At 39.1% G+C, this 16,749-nt stretch carries 15 protein-coding genes; 11 read left to right on the top strand and 4 right to left on the bottom strand.

The features are described 5' to 3' along the window. Positions 1 to 377 precede the first annotated feature (377 nt). Genes ACJJVZ_RS05055 through rph form a run of 3 tightly spaced genes read right to left on the bottom strand, consistent with a single transcriptional unit; the run spans position 378 to position 2,192 of the window. The gene (locus ACJJVZ_RS05055) at positions 378 to 758 is read right to left on the bottom strand and encodes a diacylglycerol kinase (protein ID WP_033029967.1); all 381 of its coding nucleotides are present in this window, start codon (positions 756 to 758) and stop codon (positions 378 to 380) included. Between the two features lie 57 nt (positions 759 to 815). Beyond that, positions 816 to 1,460: an orotate phosphoribosyltransferase gene (pyrE, locus tag ACJJVZ_RS05050; protein WP_077536278.1), complete on the bottom strand. Its 645-nt coding sequence runs from the start codon at positions 1,458 to 1,460 to the stop codon at positions 816 to 818. An 18-nt stretch (positions 1,461 to 1,478) separates the two neighbouring features. After that, positions 1,479 to 2,192 carry a ribonuclease PH gene (gene rph, locus ACJJVZ_RS05045; protein ID WP_405598654.1) on the bottom strand — a complete coding sequence of 238 codons (714 nt, stop codon included), beginning with the start codon at positions 2,190 to 2,192 and terminating at the stop codon, positions 1,479 to 1,481. Between the two features lie 179 nt (positions 2,193 to 2,371). Here rph and ACJJVZ_RS05040 point away from each other — a divergent pair, with 179 nt between their 5' ends. From ACJJVZ_RS05040 to ACJJVZ_RS05005, 8 genes are all read left to right on the top strand, one after another. Beyond that, the gene (locus ACJJVZ_RS05040) at positions 2,372 to 3,232 is read left to right on the top strand and encodes a YicC/YloC family endoribonuclease (RefSeq protein ID WP_138584556.1); all 861 of its coding nucleotides are present in this window, start codon (positions 2,372 to 2,374) and stop codon (positions 3,230 to 3,232) included. 199 nt (positions 3,233 to 3,431) lie between these two features. Then, the gene (locus ACJJVZ_RS05035) at positions 3,432 to 3,641 is read left to right on the top strand and encodes a hypothetical protein (protein WP_405598651.1); all 210 of its coding nucleotides are present in this window, start codon (positions 3,432 to 3,434) and stop codon (positions 3,639 to 3,641) included. Between the two features lie 84 nt (positions 3,642 to 3,725). Further along, a complete protein-coding gene (locus ACJJVZ_RS05030) occupies positions 3,726 to 5,297 on the top strand; it encodes a hypothetical protein (RefSeq protein ID WP_405598649.1) in 1,572 nt (523 codons plus the stop codon). Positions 5,298 to 5,436: 139 nt separating this feature from the next. After that, positions 5,437 to 6,057: a guanylate kinase gene (gene gmk / locus ACJJVZ_RS05025; protein ID WP_405598647.1), complete on the top strand. Its 621-nt coding sequence runs from the start codon at positions 5,437 to 5,439 to the stop codon at positions 6,055 to 6,057. 124 nt (positions 6,058 to 6,181) lie between these two features. Continuing rightward, entirely contained in the window at positions 6,182 to 6,457 is a 276-nt protein-coding gene (gene rpoZ, locus ACJJVZ_RS05020) for a DNA-directed RNA polymerase subunit omega (protein ID WP_007378835.1), read from the top strand. Between the two features lie 388 nt (positions 6,458 to 6,845). Continuing rightward, positions 6,846 to 8,951, top strand: coding sequence for a bifunctional GTP diphosphokinase/guanosine-3',5'-bis pyrophosphate 3'-pyrophosphohydrolase (gene spoT, locus ACJJVZ_RS05015; protein WP_077536288.1), 2,106 nt, complete (start codon positions 6,846 to 6,848; stop codon positions 8,949 to 8,951). A 12-nt stretch (positions 8,952 to 8,963) separates the two neighbouring features. Next, positions 8,964 to 9,356, top strand: coding sequence for a RidA family protein (locus ACJJVZ_RS05010; RefSeq protein ID WP_077536289.1), 393 nt, complete (start codon positions 8,964 to 8,966; stop codon positions 9,354 to 9,356). A gap of 337 nt (positions 9,357 to 9,693) precedes the next feature. Beyond that, positions 9,694 to 11,301 (top strand): DUF342 domain-containing protein, encoded by a 1,608-nt coding sequence (locus tag ACJJVZ_RS05005; RefSeq protein ID WP_405598642.1) that lies wholly within the window; start codon positions 9,694 to 9,696, stop codon positions 11,299 to 11,301. A gap of 120 nt (positions 11,302 to 11,421) precedes the next feature. Here the strand turns inward: ACJJVZ_RS05005 and asnA are convergent, their stop codons facing one another. Then, positions 11,422 to 12,417 carry an aspartate--ammonia ligase gene (gene asnA / locus ACJJVZ_RS05000; RefSeq protein WP_193156156.1) on the bottom strand — a complete coding sequence of 332 codons (996 nt, stop codon included), beginning with the start codon at positions 12,415 to 12,417 and terminating at the stop codon, positions 11,422 to 11,424. Between the two features lie 197 nt (positions 12,418 to 12,614). Here asnA and asnC point away from each other — a divergent pair, with 197 nt between their 5' ends. The 3 genes from asnC to recG are packed head-to-tail and all read left to right on the top strand — an operon-like array spanning position 12,615 to position 15,940. Continuing rightward, positions 12,615 to 13,073, top strand: coding sequence for a transcriptional regulator AsnC (gene asnC / locus ACJJVZ_RS04995; RefSeq protein WP_182703121.1), 459 nt, complete (start codon positions 12,615 to 12,617; stop codon positions 13,071 to 13,073). A gap of 41 nt (positions 13,074 to 13,114) precedes the next feature. Next, positions 13,115 to 13,801: a tRNA (guanosine(18)-2'-O)-methyltransferase TrmH gene (gene trmH, locus ACJJVZ_RS04990; RefSeq protein ID WP_138586647.1), complete on the top strand. Its 687-nt coding sequence runs from the start codon at positions 13,115 to 13,117 to the stop codon at positions 13,799 to 13,801. 57 nt (positions 13,802 to 13,858) lie between these two features. Then, positions 13,859 to 15,940, top strand: coding sequence for an ATP-dependent DNA helicase RecG (gene recG / locus ACJJVZ_RS04985; RefSeq protein ID WP_405598639.1), 2,082 nt, complete (start codon positions 13,859 to 13,861; stop codon positions 15,938 to 15,940). Positions 15,941 to 16,749: the final 809 nt, after the last annotated feature.

Here is a 16,749-nt window from a genome sequence, read left to right as displayed (position 1 = left end):
GATGATTGCTTTATATTGTTAAAGAACGTTGCGATTAAAGTTAAACTTTATCTCGCTAGGGCTGCGCATACTACGCTTTCCTATTTTTTTGTCAACACTTAATTTTGGTAAACGTTATATTTATCAACACTAAGTTTTACTTAACACCCTGAGTAGTTTGGGTCTCGCTAGGCGTTGTCCGCTGCGCGTCGCCATATCCCGTCTCAGTGGGGTCGCATTATAGGGAGATCCGAAAACAGATCAACCCTTTTTTGAAGAAAACTTGAAATAATGTGCTGTTCGCTGAGTATTTGAGCTAAACAGGCTAAAAACAGAACATAACTAGCAAATTATTAACAACTAAACGCGTTTTAACTCACCTTATATTAAAAATAGAGTTAAGCGATCTTCATATAAAGGCTTATACCCCAGATGATCAACACGATCGTTAATGAAAGTGTTACGGCTGCAGATCCCATATCTTTAGCTCTACCTGACAATACATGTAATTCTGTACTTACCCGATCTGTTAATGCCTCTATGGCAGAATTTAGTAATTCAACTATTAGTATAATAAGCAATGAGCTTACTAGAACTGCCCAATGTAATAGTGATGAGGCAAGCCAAAATGAGATAGGGAATAATATAAGGCTTAGGAGTAGTTCTTGTCTAAATGCTGCTTCTTCTTTAAATGCAGCTTTAAAGCCAAGGTAGGAGCAATAACTTGCTTTGAAAACACGCTTAAGGCCTAAGCCATTTGGTTTTAATACATCTTTCATTAATAAACTCTATAAATGAAGGTCAAAATAAAGCCCCGCACTGCGAGGCTTTTTTATTTATACTACGCCGTATTGATCACGGTACGCTTTAACTGAGGCTAAATGCTCGTCCATCGTTCCTTGGTTTTCAAGGTAACTAATAAGATCAGCTAATTTTACAATAGAGATCACTTGGGTATTAAAGTCACGTTCAACTTCTTGAATAGCTGATAACTCGGCTTTACCTTTTTCTTGGCGATCTAATGCTATTAATACACCACTAAGATCTGCGCCATTTTGTGCAATAATTTCCATTGACTCACGAATCGCAGTACCTGCAGTTATTACATCGTCCACCAGCATTATTTTGCCGTTGAGTTCTGAACCTACTAATGTGCCACCTTCACCGTGTGCTTTTTTCTCTTTACGATTAAAACAGTACGGTACATCTTTATCATGGTGATCAGCTAATGCAACAGCTGTTGTTGTCGCTATTGGGATACCTTTATAGGCAGGTCCAAATAATACATCGTACTCTATTGCTGAATCTTCTAATGCCGATGCATAAAAACGACCTAAACGCGCTAAGTCACGACCTGTATTAAACAAACCGGCATTAAAAAAGTACGGACTTGTACGGCCTGACTTTAAAGTAAACTCACCAAATTTTAATACCTGCTTCTCTAGAGCAAATTCTATAAACTCTTTTTGATAATCTTTCATATCTAGTGGCCTACCTATTTATGCTAATGCTTGCTTTTGTACGTCAATAATTTCGCGGATAGAATGTTTAGCTAGAGTAAGTAACTCATCTAACTCATCAAACGAGAAAGGTTCGCCTTCGGCTGTACCTTGAATTTCAATAATTTTACCTGTTTCGGTTAAAATTACGTTCATATCAGTCTCAGCAGCTGAATCTTCAATGTATTCTAAATCGCTAATTGCTTGGCCTTTGTAAATACCAACTGAAATAGCTGCAATCATATGTTTAAGTGGGTTTGAATTAATCATACCTTTTGCACGCATGTGCGTTAGTGCGTCAACAAGTGCAACACATGAACCACTTATAGAAGCAGTACGTGTACCGCCGTCAGCTTGAATAACATCACAATCAATAGTAATTGTGTTTTCGCCAAGTGCTTTTAAGTCAACAGCCGCACGAAGTGCACGTGCAATTAAGCGTTGAATTTCCATAGTACGACCGCCCTGCTTACCACGTGCAGCTTCACGAGCATTACGTGTATGCGTTGCTCGCGGTAACATACCGTATTCAGCGTTGATCCAACCCTTACCTTGGCCTTTCATGAAACGAGGAACGCCCGATTCAACTGTAGCTGTACAAAGTACTTTGGTGTTACCAAACTCAACAAGTACTGAACCTTCAGCATGCAGAGTATAATTACGTGTAAATGTAACAGGTCTAATTTGGTTAGGTGTTCTTTCGCTTGGACGCATTGACGATCCCCTTAATTCAGAATTTGCGACATTATAAGTGTATGTGGGTGTAGATACCATGCTGATTTAAATAAATAGCTGTATGTAAAACATTCAGTGCTTTAAATTTTCCCTAGAGCTTAAGCAGTGTTACGATATAATCATCGTAATATTGTATTTATAAATTTAGGAAATCATCCATGATCCACAGTATGACAGCTTATGCGCGTCGCGAAATAAAAGGCGATTGGGGCACTGGCACTTGGGAAGTTCGTTCTGTTAACCAGCGTTACCTTGAAACATTTATTCGCGCACCAGAGCAATTTCGTGGCATGGAGCCAGTTATTCGTGAGCGTTTACGCAAACACTTACAACGCGGTAAAGTTGAAGTTTTTTTAAAATTTGTTGCAAACCCTGCCCACGTTGGCGAGCTATCAATTAACCAAGCGCTTGCCGAGCAACTAATAAATAGTGCCAAATGGGTTCAACAACAAAGTAATGGCGATATTAACCCTGTTGATATATTGCGTTGGCCTGGTGTTATGGAAGCACAAGAGCTTGATATGGATAGCGTTAATACAGCACTAATAGCTGGTCTTGATCAAGTTATAGAAGATTTTAAATCGGCGCGTGGTGATGAAGGTGCAAACCTTGAAGAAATGATAGCAACCCGTCTTGATGCGATTTTAGAGCAAGTAGAAATTGTAGAAACGCACATGCCAGAAATTGCTAAATGGCAGCGTGAAAAACTGGCTCAAAAATTAGAAGACTTAACAGCAAACATTGACGAATCGCGCCTTGAACAAGAACTTATTTACCTTGCACAAAAACAAGACGTGGCTGAAGAATTAGATCGCTTAAAGTCTCACGTTAAAGAAACTAAAAAAATCCTTAAAAAAGGTGGCGCATGTGGTCGCCGCTTAGACTTTATGATGCAAGAATTTAATCGTGAAGCTAACACGCTAGCATCTAAATCTATTAATAGCGATATTACTACTGCAGCCGTAGAGCTAAAAGTACTAATTGAACAAATGCGTGAGCAGATCCAGAATATAGAATAATCACTGATTATTTAAATGCTATTGCTAAAATCAAAGATTGTAATTGAACTTTTAGAACAAAATATGTTCTAATCCCCAGATTCATTTTTATAGCAATATGTTTGCATACATATCAAATCGATGCTAAACATATAGAGAGTTGGTTTATAGTTTTTATATTAAACCATCCAATTATTTTTAATATACTAAGGTTTATAAAATGGCTAACGAAACAAAGAAGACATTATGGACAAGTGTTTACTCTGATCGTTCAGGTATTGAAAGTGTTGATACTCCTCCAAAATTAAGTCAAGACGATATAGAGAAAATACGCTCCGCGTTTGTAAAGAAAACAACTAGCAATAGAGCAAAAACATACAGTGTAAACTCTTCATCTGAAGACCTCTCACTCGCGCGAGTCTTCGGCTAAGTAAGCAACTTTCATATAATTAGATAATGACCCTGTAATTATCCTACAGGGTTTTTTTACAACAAAAAATAATAAGAGCCAAACTTGAACAAGCCCTCCGAACTACTTTTTGCTGCATTTGAATCCGCAGAAAATCCACTGATTCGAGCAAAATCTACATTAGAATCAGCGCAGTCACATTATCTATTTAAATATTTAAAGTACTTAGGCGCGAATAATATACTAGTGGAAAACAATTACTTTGATAGGGATTTTCTAAGTGAGGTTTCGGCAGTTTATTGCAAAAGTGCAAAAGGTTATCCAAATGTATGTAAAAGGGTTCATTTCTTTTCATCTGAAGAAATAAATAGAGAGCTTTTTCTAAAAGCACTTGCTGATGATGAAGACGCAATGAGTACCTTCAAAAACAGTTACCTAGGCTTTATAGTTATAAGACCAATCACGAACTCACCTTTTGGACGAACTGTTTTAAAATGGTACCCAGATAAAACACCTGATGTTCCGCGAGTTACCAAGCCTTCTAGAAAATATGTATCAACAATAGCTGGACTTGAACTTTCTGTTATAGGCTTAGCGTGGCAGCAACAAGATTCAGGGGTCGCAGCATGTGCTACTATTGGAATATGGAGCATGCTGCACTCCTCTGCTTTTGATGCAAGACACTCAATACCAACCACTTCTATAATAACAGAGGCTGCTCATTCTAACTCTATGGTAGGCCACAGAACTTACCCCTCTTACTCACTGACATACCCACAAATTCAGCATGCTATTAAACAATTAGGATTTTCTCCTTCTGTCACACAAGGTGATCAACCATATCAATTTTTTAGTAAGCGAAGGTTTGCAAATATTTGTGCTGCCTATATTCGTTCTGGATACCCTTTAATGATAGGCGGCGTTCACGGTGATGACGTAACTGTTGGTCATGCCGTCTGTGCCGTTGGCTTTCGCGAATCAACTATTGAAGATAATGTAGAGTTAGGGAGTGTATATTTACAAGATGAACAAGTTGAGTACTTATATATTCACGATGATAATGTTGGTCCCAATGTTAGATTTAAACTAGAAGAGGAAGAGATCGAACTAAGTGGTCATAAATTTAATCGTTGCGTTATGAGAATGGAAACACCTGATTACCTAGCTAATGGGGAAGAACCAAATTTAGATATTACATCAATTTACCCGAAGGCGGTTATTGCTGCAGTCCATGATGACTTAATGATCTCAGCCGATAGATTCTTTGAGCATGGAATAAACCTAACGAACCAACTGTGCGACATGTTAAATACTTATTTAGAAAAAGTAAAATTAGATAAAAAATCCTTTGCTTTCAGCTCCAGATTTTTAATGCTAAAAGAATATTTAAAAGATGAGTTAACGAGACAATTAAATGGACGTAAAGATTTACTTGCAAATATTAGGATCCAGCTTCAGGAAAATATAGTACCAATGAGTCTTCATTTAGCAATATTACGTATTGCATTACCTGACTCATCTCTTTTACTCGATGTAATTTTTGATACTACTGACACAGATAAAAATAAATCAGTATTTTGTCATGTTATCTATGATGAAGAGTTAGCTAATGTTTTAGATTTGATAGAACCATCAGTTCGACTAAAATCTTTAGGTGACAAGATAATTGCTTACTAACGAGTTTTCGAGCCAATAATATTCAGAAGCAAACTAAATCCCCTAATTTGGGGAAATTAGTTTGCATAAAGTACAATACAATTATAAAGGCTTGCGTTATTTATAACCCAAGCCTATTTATTTTTAGATAGAGATTAAAATGGCACACACTCGCGGAAACCTATTTATTTTATCAGCGCCTTCTGGTGCGGGTAAATCAAGCTTAATTAATGCGTTATTAAAAAAGCATGCTGATATGAAAGTATCGGTGTCGCATACGACTCGTTCGCCTCGTCCTGGTGAAGAAGATGGCGTGCATTATCATTTTGTAGCTGCAGATGAGTTTAAAGCGCTGATTGAAAAAAATGACTTTTTTGAATGGGCTCAAGTATTTGATAATTACTATGGCACATCAAAGCAAGCGATTGAGTCGCAACTTAATGCGGGTATTGATGTGTTTTTAGATATTGACTGGCAAGGCGCGCAACAAGTGCGCAAAATTATGCCAAGCGTACAAACCATTTTTATACTGCCTCCTTCAAAAAAAGAGCTAGAGCAGCGTTTAAATAATCGTGGCCAAGATTCGGCTGACGTTATTGCCTCTCGTATGGCAAAGGCTCAGTCAGAAACGTCGCATTATAACGAGTATGATTTTGTGATTGTGAATGATGACTTTGAGAGCGCACTTGCTGATATAGAAATAATTGTAATGGCACAGCGCTTAACACTAAAAGTACAAAAAAATCGCCATCAAGTTTTACTAAATAGTCTACTTAAATAATTTAAGCCCATTCAAATTAGGCTTAGGTAAGTAAAACTGATAAAAATTGAACACTGGCTATTGGCGAAAGTGGCTGCTTGGAGTAAACTACGTCTTTGCTTTTAAATTATTTTGGAGTGCTGTGATGGCCCGCGTAACAGTTGAAGATGCAGTAGATGCAGTTGGTAATCGTTTTGACTTAATTTTAGTTGCGGCTCGTCGTGCCCGCCAAATTGCTGTTGGTGGTAAAACGCCACTAGTAGACCCTGAAAACGATAAGCCAACGGTTGTTGCTTTACGTGAAATTGAATTAGGTTTAGTTGATAGTGCTTCAATGGACTTAATTGACCGTGAAGAACAACAACACCAAGAAGCGGCAGAACTAGCTGCTGTTGCTGCCATTGTTGGTGGCAATCAATAATCGACCTCCCGGTCTGATTTAGCCAACGGCGCAGTATTTCTACTATAGCCGTTGGCAATCCTCTGTTTTCATCGTATATTCGTAACTTACCTAATTTACTTCACTAGGGCCTGTTTATCTTTCGAGGTTAAATTTGCAGCAGCATGCTTGGTATTTAGGCAAGGCAAAGCCTATGTAGTGTGGTTATTCCCCATAAATAGGCGATAACGCAGCATAAATGCCAAACATACGCTGCCCGAAGGGTTCTGCCTAGGGGCAATTTACTCTTTGTTGCTCGGTTTTTACTTAGCCCGCTAGGCTAAAAACCTCGCGCCGCGATTAAATCGCCCCTAGATTGAACAAATTTTAATCCACAAAGGTCAACAGGCCCTAGAACATTGGAGTGTAAATGTATCTTTTTGAAGGTCTAAAAAAGAAAATTTCTGAATACTTGCCTGCCGCAGATGTGGAGCTAGTACAAAAATCTTACGTGGTAGCCCGAGAGGCCCATGAAGGACAAACTCGCTCAAGCGGCGAGCCCTACATAACTCATCCTGTTGAAGTAACCCAAATTCTTGCCGGCATGCATCTTGACCATGAAACGCTCATGGCGGCGTTAATGCATGATGTAATTGAAGATACCGATTTTAGCCAACAAGATTTAGCTGAAATTTTTGGTGAAACGGTTGCTGAATTGGTTGAAGGTGTAAGTAAGCTCGATAAGCTCAGCTTTAAAGACAAAAAAGAATTCCAAGCTGAAAACTACCGTAAAATGATTATGGCAATGACTCAAGACATACGAGTTATTTTAATCAAGCTTGCTGATAGAACTCACAATATGCGTACATTGGGCGCGCTTCGCCCCGATAAACGCCGCCGTATAGCACGCGAAACACTAGAAATATACGCGCCAATAGCAAACCGTTTAGGTATTCACGATATTAAAAATGAACTTGAAGATTTAGGTTTTCAAGCTCTATATCCTATGCGCCATCGTGCACTTAAATCTGAAGTTGCAAAAGCACGTGGTAATCGAAAAGAAGTTATTTCAAATATTCAAAACGAAATTGAAGCACGCCTTGAAGAATCAGGCATAAAAGCGACGGTATCGGGCCGCGAAAAGCACCTTTATAGTATTTATAAAAAAATGCTCAATAAAGAGCTGTTATTTAACGAAGTCATGGATATTTATGCGTTTAGAATTGCGGTTGATTCTATGGATACGTGCTATCGCGTATTAGGTGTTGCTCACAGTCTTTATAAGCCGATTGAAACGCGCTTTAAAGACTATATTGCAGTGCCTAAAACCAATGGCTATCAGTCGCTTCATACTTCTTTAGTTGGCCCACACGGCATACCTGTTGAGATCCAAATTCGTACTCACGATATGGATCATATGGCAGACAAAGGCGTGGCCGCACACTGGATGTATAAAAAATCGGGTGATGGCGCGGGCAATACGTCACAACAACGTGCTCGTCAATGGATGCAAAGCTTATTAGAGCTTCAGCAAAGTGCTGGTTCGTCATTTGAATTTATTGAAAACGTGAAAACTGAGCTATTCCCTGAAGAAATTTACGTATTTACGCCAGATGGTCGGATAGTTGAATTACCGATGGGCGCAACCGCAGTTGATTTTGCATATGCTGTGCACACTGACGTTGGTAATACGTGCGTAGGGGCAAGAGTAAATCGTAAACCTTATCCATTGAGTAAAGCACTGGATACCGGCCAAACAATAGAAGTCATTACAAGCTCTGGCGCGCATCCAAATGCAACTTGGCTAAACTTTATTGTTACCGGTAAAGCACGTTTGGGTGTTCGTAACTACCTTAAAAGTCAGCATCATGAAGAAGCGCTGTTATTGGGTAGACGTTTACTTGATTCAGCATTAGGTGAAAATAAGTTAGATAGTATTGCTGATGAAAATATAGCACGCGTACTTGAAGAGCATGAGCTTTCTACATTACTTGAACTATTAGTCGCAATAGGCTCTGGTAATCTAATGAGTATGTTAATTGCTAAACGCTTGTTACAAAACGAAAATGATGATTTAACCGATATTACTAATCAAGCCAAAGCAACTATTATCGGCACTGAAGGCATGTTAGTTAATTACTCTAAGTGTTGCCGCCCTGTACCAGGCGATGCTATAACGGCGCATGTAAGCCAAGGTAAAGGCCTGACTGTTCATCGCCAAGAATGTAAAAACATTCGTGGTTGGGAAAATGAACGATCTAAATACCTTGTTGTAAAATGGGACGACAACCCAGAAAAAGAATACATTGCTGCGCTTAGGGTTGAAATTATTAATCATCAAGGCGCATTAGCAAAATTAACCAATGTTGTTGCTACAACCCAAGCCAATATTGTCGAAATTGCCACCGATGAAAAAGAAAGTAATTTATACGTGATAGATTTAGGGGTCACCGTTAAAAACCGTGTCCATGTTGCTAACATTATGCGTAAAATTCGTGTAATGCCTGATGTTCAAAAAGTCTATCGTAAAAAGTAAAATAGGAAACTCATGAATAAAGCATTTATTTCTACCGACAAAGCACCAGCAGCTATTGGCACATACAGCCAAGCAGTTAAAGTTGGTACCGCTGTTTATTTATCTGGCCAGATCCCATTAGTGCCAGAAACCATGGAAGTTATATCAGAAGACTTTAGCGAACAAACACATCAAGTATTTAAAAATATTGCTGCTGTATGTGAAGAAGCTGGCGGTCAGATACACGACCTAGTTAAGGTGAATATTTACCTTACTGATTTATCAAACTTTGCTATTGTTAACGAAGTAATGAGCCAATACTTTAAAAAGCCATACCCAGCGCGTGCTGCGATTGGAGTACGTGCATTACCAAAAAATGTGCAAGTTGAGATTGATGGCATTATGGAGCTTCCTTCAACTAACTAATATTATTTTTGAGCTATAGACCTGCGCTATAGCTCAAACCTTCTTGCCTCTTCCTACATCACTTTGTTTTTCTTGATTTCTTGACTCAAAAGTAAATTAATAGCACTCTATAATTAGGTTATTAATACAAACATAACTTAACCTGAACTCAGGATAATAAATCTATCTCAAGCAGCTATTTTCAGCGCTAACTGCGTTGAATTTACTAAAAATCTCTGGCTAGAGAAAATAAATTTAAATATCACTATAATTTAATATGTTAGTAAATCTCTTAACCAGAGTTCAGGTTAACTTAAGTAACCTGAGTTCAGGTTCAGCAGCAAAAAAGGATTAACTCGTGTTTAAGCTTGATCATAATGGAAACGTTTTACTCGATATAAACGCCACTGCGCCTCCAAGCGCTGCGTTTGTAATTGAAGCGCTCGAAAAATCAACTTTTTGTGATTGTAAAATAGATCTTGATGCTATAAATAACTTTTTTAAAAGCGAAAATAGCGAATCTATTTTAATTGTTGCAAGCAAACACGACGCCGCATTAGAGGTGGTTATCAATGATGATAAAATGCTTGCTGTAGGAGAGCTGACTACGGCTCAAGGCGGCAAACTACTCAGCTTAGACGTGGCTAAAAAACAGCTCGTAAAAGCAGGTATTGTGCGCGGTTACAAACAAGTATTTTTAGAACAGTTACTGCAAAAACAACTTAAGGCACCTGCTGGCACTGTTGTAAAAGGAGTTTTAGCAAAAGGCCGTTTACCCAGTGATGGCTTAGCGACAAAACTTACTACAACAGTAAAAACCCTTAAAGATCGCCTAAAAACCCCTAAGCTAAAAGAAGATGGTAATGTTGATATGCGCGATTTTGGTAAGCTGGCAAGCGTAGAGCCAGGTACCGTGCTTATTCGTCAACAACCAGCGACACCCGGTAAAGAAGGTTTTACCGTTACCGGAGAAATACTTGCCCCAAAACCAGGCGACAACAAGCAATTAGTTGCTGGTGAAGGCACTGAAATATCTAAATCTAATCCTATGGAATTAGTCTCAACTATTTCAGGCGTGCCCGTCGAAATTAATAATGGAATGCGCGTTGATGACATTTTTACTATTGCTGATGTGAATGTAAAAAGTGGTCATATTGATTTTGAAGGTAGTGTAATTGTTACGCGTAACATAGATCCAGGAATGAGAGTAACGGCCAAAGGCGATATTACAATTTTTGGCACGGTCGAATCAGGTGAGCTTACGGCAGGCGGTAATATAACCGTGAAACAAGGTATTATTGGCCATCAAAAACCTGAAGATAAATCACTATCCTGTAAACTCATATCCGCTGGTGATATTCATGTATCCCATTCTCAGTATTGTTATATCGAAGCGACTAATATATTCATCGAGCGCCAAACGAGCCATTGCATAATGAAAGCAAAACGCTTACTGCAAGTTGGGCAAACAGACTTACCTAAAGGCAAAATATTTGGTGGTGAAATATTGGATGCGACAACGCTTATAGCTGGTGAGGTTGGTAATGAATCAGGCGCTAAAATGGTCATTAATTTAGCAACCTCAGGCGCCGAAATAACAGCAGACACAGATAATTGCTTTAAAGATTTAGCAAAAACAGATCAGCAGTTAGACACCTTACAAGATGCTCTTGAAAAAGCCGACCAAGTTAAAGATACCGAAAAGAAAAACCAGCTGATAGCAAAAATTGGGGCAACCCAATTACACTATTGCCAACAAGCAGAGCAATTAGAAAAACGCCTTTCGACTTTAGATCATGACTTGCACGATCTACTCAGTGATGCGAACCTTGCCGTAAATGCTATTTTGCACTCAGGGGTCGAAATTCATATTTTTGATAAAGTACTTAAAACAACGCGTAATTACCCACCCTGTAACGTTAGGCTGCAAAATAATAAAATAGAAATAGAGTTTAAAACGTCATAACCAAAGTGCGTTTAGCACTTTGGTTTTATTACTATAACCTTAACTCTGGTTAATAGGTTTACTAACACATTGAATCATCAGGATATTTAAATTTATTTTCTCTAGCTAGAGTTCAGGTTACTATAGTAAGCCGCTAACCTCTGCATGTGTATGCTGCGGCCATACTCCCACTTGTACTTGACCAATATGCTGCTTTTGCAAAAGTAACATGACTAAACGCGATTGCCCTATCCCACCACCAATAGTTTGCGGAAATTTACTTTGTAATAAGGCTTTATGCCAATCAAATTCTAAGCGGTCTTTATCTCCAGTGATACTTAACTGCGCCTTTAAAACCTCAGGGCTTACACGTATACCCATTGATGATATTTCAAAAGCATCTTCAAGTACGGGGTTCCATACTAAAATATCACCATTTAAACCCATATATTGATCGCACGTCTGTGTAGACCAGTCGTCGTAGTCAGGGGCTCTTACATCATGAATTTTTCCATCACCTAATGCTCCACCAATACCAATTAAAAACACGGCCCCATACTCTTGTGTAATAGCTTTTTCGCGCTGCTTAGCGCTAAAATCAGGATACATTTTACGTAGCTCTTCACTGTGTACAAACTTAATGTTAGCCGGTAAAAATAGCATAAAGCCATAAGCTTCACTTACAAAGGCTTCGGTTTCTTTAATCCCTTTGTAGATAGATTGAACGGTTTGCTTAAGTGTTGCCAGCGATCGCTCTGTGGTTTCGTTAATTACTTTTTCCCAATCCCACTGATCAACATAAACAGAATGAATAGGACTTAGTGAATCTTCATCTGGGCGCAGCGCTTTCATTTGCGTATAAATACCTTCACCAACACCAAAGCCATAAGTGGCTAATGTTTTACGCTTCCACTTTGCAAGTGAGTGCACTACTTCATAGTCGCTATCAGTAATAGCTTTAACTTTTACAGCAACTGCATTTTCATGCCCACTGAGATTATCTTGTGTGCCATCACCAACTTTAGCCAAAATTGGTGCTTGAACTTCAATGAGCCCAAGTTGGATTTCTAGTTGTTGTGAAAAAAATTGCTTAACTTTACTTATTTGCTGCTGTTGCAGCACATAATGTGAATTCATAATAATTGGCCTCATTCCCAGTTATTGTTACTTACTTAATTGATACAAAGCGCTCCAACCAGCACCTTTAATGAAGTTAATGTAACAATTTAATGAATTAACTCAACATCCAACAACAAAAATAGCTTTACCATGTAAAAATCATTAATTAAGTGGTATAAAAACAATATATTCGATAATTTTATGAGAAAAATATAGTGGAAAATTACTTAATCGATAATCTCGATAAACAGATACTTCATGCATTAATGGAAAATGCCCGTACTGCGTACGCCGAATTAGCAAAAAGATTTAATGTAAGTGCCGGTACAATTCATGTTCGTATAGAAAAAATGAAACAAGCAGGGATCATCACCGGCACTCAATTAACAATAAATACTAAGCAGCTAGGCTATGATGTATGTTGCTTTATAGGTATCAATTTAAACAATGCACGCGACTACCCGCAAACACTAATTAAGCTAGAAGCATTGGAGGAAGTGGTTGAAGCCTATTACACAACGGGGAACTACAGTATTTTTATTAAAGTAATGGCGAAATCGATTGATCACTTGCAAGATGTGTTAATCAACAAAATCCAAGCCATTGAAGCAATCCAATCAACAGAAACGCTTATATCGCTGCAAAACCCAATTAGCCGTACGGTAATGCCTTAACTGTAAAAATCTCGTATAATTGCCGAAAAAAGAGGATCACCATGCAGCAAACTCGCTATCAAAGAATTGAAGATGTACTTTCGCGCCGCCAAACAGACCTAACAGTGTGCTTAGAAGACGTACATAAACATCATAATTTATCTGCAATCGTGCGTAGCGCTGACGCAGTAGGTTGCCATCACGTACACGCTGTATGGCCAGAAAAACAAAAATGGCTAACAAACAATACCTCGGGTGGCAGTAAAAATTGGCTAGAGACTCATCTGCATAGAAATATTGATGATGCCGTTACTGCAATGCGTGAACGTAACCCAAAAATACAAATACTAGCAACGCATCTATCTGAAGACGCTGTTGATTTTAGAGAAGTAGATTACACCAAGCCAACTGCTATTATTGTTGGCCAAGAAAAAACAGGAATATCTGAAAAAGCATTAGAGTACGCAGATCAGAATATTATTATTCCAATGCAAGGCATGGTGCAATCACTAAATGTTTCGGTTGCTGCCGCACTAATTTTGTTTGAAGCACAGCGCCAGCGCGAGCTTGCTGGTTTGTATAACAGAGATATGCTCAGCGCAGAAGTTAAACACCCGCTTTATTTCGAAGGCTGCCATCCTATTATTGCAAGGCAATGTAAACAAAAGAAATTGCCATACCCTGCACTTGATGAAAATGGTGAAATAGTTGCCAGTGAACAATTTTGGCAAGCTTTAAAACATACTTGATGCACCTACACTGTATAAGTACACTTAACTCACTAAATAATAAAAATTGAGCCTACTTTGTCTAAACCTAGCTTAAGCCAATATCCAATAACAGAACTTAAAGGGGTCGGTCCAAAAATGGCCGAGCGCTTGTTGAAGCTAGGTATTAGTACCGTACAAGATATGCTCTTCCACTTACCTCTTCGCTATGAAGATCGTACTCGCTTATATGCAATAAACGAGTTATCGCTTCATAGCCATGTAAGTGTGGAAGCAACGATTGAAACAAGCCAGGTTACCTTTGGCAAAAGGCGAATGCTGGTTTGCCAAATAAATGATGGCACAGGTAGGCTCACACTTCGATTCTTTAATTTTACCGCAGCACAAAAAAATGCGTTCATTGCAGGTAAAATAATACGTTGTTTTGGTGAAGTACGTCGTGGGCGTGTGGGACTTGAAATGAATCATCCTGAATATAGCATCAGCGATACTCATAATGAGCAACCCACGGTAACAACGTTAACGCCCGTGTATTCAACAACCGAAGGCTTAAAGCAACTTTCAATTAGAGCCCTGAGCGAACAGGCTATTGATTTACTAAACAAATACTCGGTAGAAGAACTACTTCCTACGCAGTTTCAGCCATCAAATATGGCTTTAAGCGATGCTTTACTATTACTGCACCGCCCGCCAAATGATGTTGATATAACCGCACTAGAGCAAGGTATGCACCCCGCACAACAACGCCTTGTATTTGAGGAGCTACTTGCACAAAACCTCAGCTTATTAAAAGTACGAGAGCAAGGGCAACAAGTTAAAGCCGTGGCATTAAATCCAGTAAATACATTAGAAAGTCAATTTTTAGAGCAGCTTCCTTTTGCACCCACAAATGCACAAAGCCGAGTAGTGGCTGAGATAAAAGGGGATATGCAACACACATATCCAATGATGCGCTTAGTGCAAGGCGATGTAGGTTCAGGCAAAACCTTAGTCGCGGCTATAAGTGCGTTAACAGCGATTGCAGGGGGCTTTCAAGTTGCTTTAATGGCTCCTACTGAAATTTTGTCTGAACAACATGGTGTTAATTTTACAACTTGGTTTAATCCGTTAGGTATCACAGTTGCTTGGCTTGGCGGTAAAACAAAAGGTAAAGAACGTATAGCAACACTTGAAAAAATAGCCTCTGGTGAAGCGCAAATGATTGTAGGTACTCACGCTTTATTTCAAGATGAAGTAAAGTTTAATAACTTAGTGCTAATAATTATTGATGAGCAACATCGCTTTGGTGTACATCAGCGTTTATCACTACGCGAAAAAGGAAAATTTGCTGATTGTTACCCTCATCAACTGGTTATGACTGCAACACCTATTCCACGCACACTTGCCATGACAGCTTATGCTGACTTAGAAACCTCTGTAATTGATGAATTACCACCGGGGCGGACTCCAATTACAACAGTCGCACTGCCTGACACACGTAGAGACGATATTATTGAGCGTGTTAAATTAGCCTGCAATGATCAAGGTCGTCAAGTTTACTGGGTATGCACACTAATTGATGAATCTGAAGTGCTGCAATGCCAAGCAGCTGAAGATAGTGCACTGCAATTAAAAGAGGCATTACCAGAGCTGAGCGTAGGTCTCGTTCATGGACGAATGAAGTCAGCTGAAAAGCAAGCCATTATGAGTGAGTTTAAAGCAGGAAATATACATGTATTAGTAGCCACTACCGTTATCGAGGTAGGTGTGGATGTTCCTAACGCAAGTTTAATCATAATAGAAAATCCTGAGCGCTTAGGTTTAGCACAGCTCCATCAGTTACGTGGCCGAGTTGGCCGTGGTGCCACAGCATCGCATTGTGTACTTTTATACCACGCACCACTATCTCATACCGCTCAAAAGCGACTTGGTGTACTAAGAGATAGTAATGATGGCTTTGTAATAGCGGAGCGTGATCTAGAAATACGCGGACCAGGTGAAGTCCTCGGCACAAAACAAACCGGCTTAGCGGAATTTAAAATTGCAGACTTAACGCGCGACAAACAAACACTTAATCAAGTAAGGCCTATTGCGCTGCAAATGCTAAAACAATACCCTCAAAGTGTAGATCCCCTGATTCATAGATGGCTTGGCAATAAGTCAAACTACGCACAAGCTTAAACTACCTGAAAACACATTTTCACTTTTCTGTAGACGTAAAAAAGCCCGAATCGTTAGATTCGGGCTTTCTACAATTTGAAGTCAGTGCCCTACGCAGTAGAATGTCGTCGTGCCCACAGCGGTGGAGAGCCACAGTGCAAATGGGATACTATCTTTGCGTCGGGGCGCCCTTCTGCGGGGCTCGCCTTCGAGCTGTTTTGTTTCACTACTGAGTTCAGCATAGGCTCTTGGCTATTTATTAAATTTTAAACAGCAAAAAACCCGTCACATTGCTGTAACGGGTTTCTTTAATTTGAAGCCTGGTAATGTCGTAGTGCCCACAGCGGTGGAGAGCCACATAGCAAATGCTACACTATCTTTGTGTCGCGATATGAGTGTGTGTTAATTGCGCACATTTTACTTTTCTGCAGACGTAAAAAAGCCCGAATCGTTAGATTCGGGCTTTCTACAATTTGAAGCCTGGTAATGTCCTACTTTCACATAGCAAATGCTACACTATCATCGGCGCTGTTTCGTTTCACTACTTCTTCAATTAAAAAGTTTTATGTCTTTCGACAGCTCAATGAATTCTGAATTTATTTTAATATCTTTCGATATTGAATTGACTGTGCCGAAGCAACTTATAAATAAGTTACTTCTGTTGGTCACTCAGTTTTCAATTGAGACTCTAATTTGTTTTCCTTACTTAGCGAACTAAGCTTGGCTGTTAGAACTCAATCTGTACGAGTGCCCACACAGATGATTGCTTTATATTTTTAAAGAACGTTGCGGTTAAAGTTAAACTTTATCTCGCTAGGGCTGCGCATATT

Source organism: Pseudoalteromonas sp. Ld19 (genome assembly GCF_045064135.1).
Lineage (GTDB): Bacteria > Pseudomonadota > Gammaproteobacteria > Enterobacterales > Alteromonadaceae > Pseudoalteromonas > Pseudoalteromonas aliena.
The sequence above is the reverse complement of the archived record's forward strand: the minus strand, read 5'-3'. Positions and strand labels throughout refer to the sequence as shown.

Excerpts from the sequence above, each read along its gene's own strand:
- trmH (WP_138586647.1), top strand. The coding sequence starts at position 13,115 with ATGCAGCAAACTCGCTATCAAAGAATTGAAGATGTACTTTCGCGCCGC.
- ACJJVZ_RS05055 (WP_033029967.1), bottom strand. The coding sequence starts at position 758 with ATGAAAGATGTATTAAAACCAAATGGCTTAGGCCTTAAGCGTGTTTTC.
- gmk (WP_405598647.1), top strand. The coding sequence starts at position 5,437 with ATGGCACACACTCGCGGAAACCTATTTATTTTATCAGCGCCTTCTGGT.
- ACJJVZ_RS05010 (WP_077536289.1), top strand. The coding sequence starts at position 8,964 with ATGAATAAAGCATTTATTTCTACCGACAAAGCACCAGCAGCTATTGGC.
- asnA (WP_193156156.1), bottom strand. The coding sequence starts at position 12,417 with ATGAATTCACATTATGTGCTGCAACAGCAGCAAATAAGTAAAGTTAAG.
- ACJJVZ_RS05040 (WP_138584556.1), top strand. The coding sequence starts at position 2,372 with ATGATCCACAGTATGACAGCTTATGCGCGTCGCGAAATAAAAGGCGAT.
- spoT (WP_077536288.1), top strand. The coding sequence starts at position 6,846 with ATGTATCTTTTTGAAGGTCTAAAAAAGAAAATTTCTGAATACTTGCCT.
- ACJJVZ_RS05035 (WP_405598651.1), top strand. The coding sequence starts at position 3,432 with ATGGCTAACGAAACAAAGAAGACATTATGGACAAGTGTTTACTCTGAT.
- rpoZ (WP_007378835.1), top strand. The coding sequence starts at position 6,182 with ATGGCCCGCGTAACAGTTGAAGATGCAGTAGATGCAGTTGGTAATCGT.
- pyrE (WP_077536278.1), bottom strand. The coding sequence starts at position 1,460 with ATGAAAGATTATCAAAAAGAGTTTATAGAATTTGCTCTAGAGAAGCAG.
- rph (WP_405598654.1), bottom strand. The coding sequence starts at position 2,192 with ATGCGTCCAAGCGAAAGAACACCTAACCAAATTAGACCTGTTACATTT.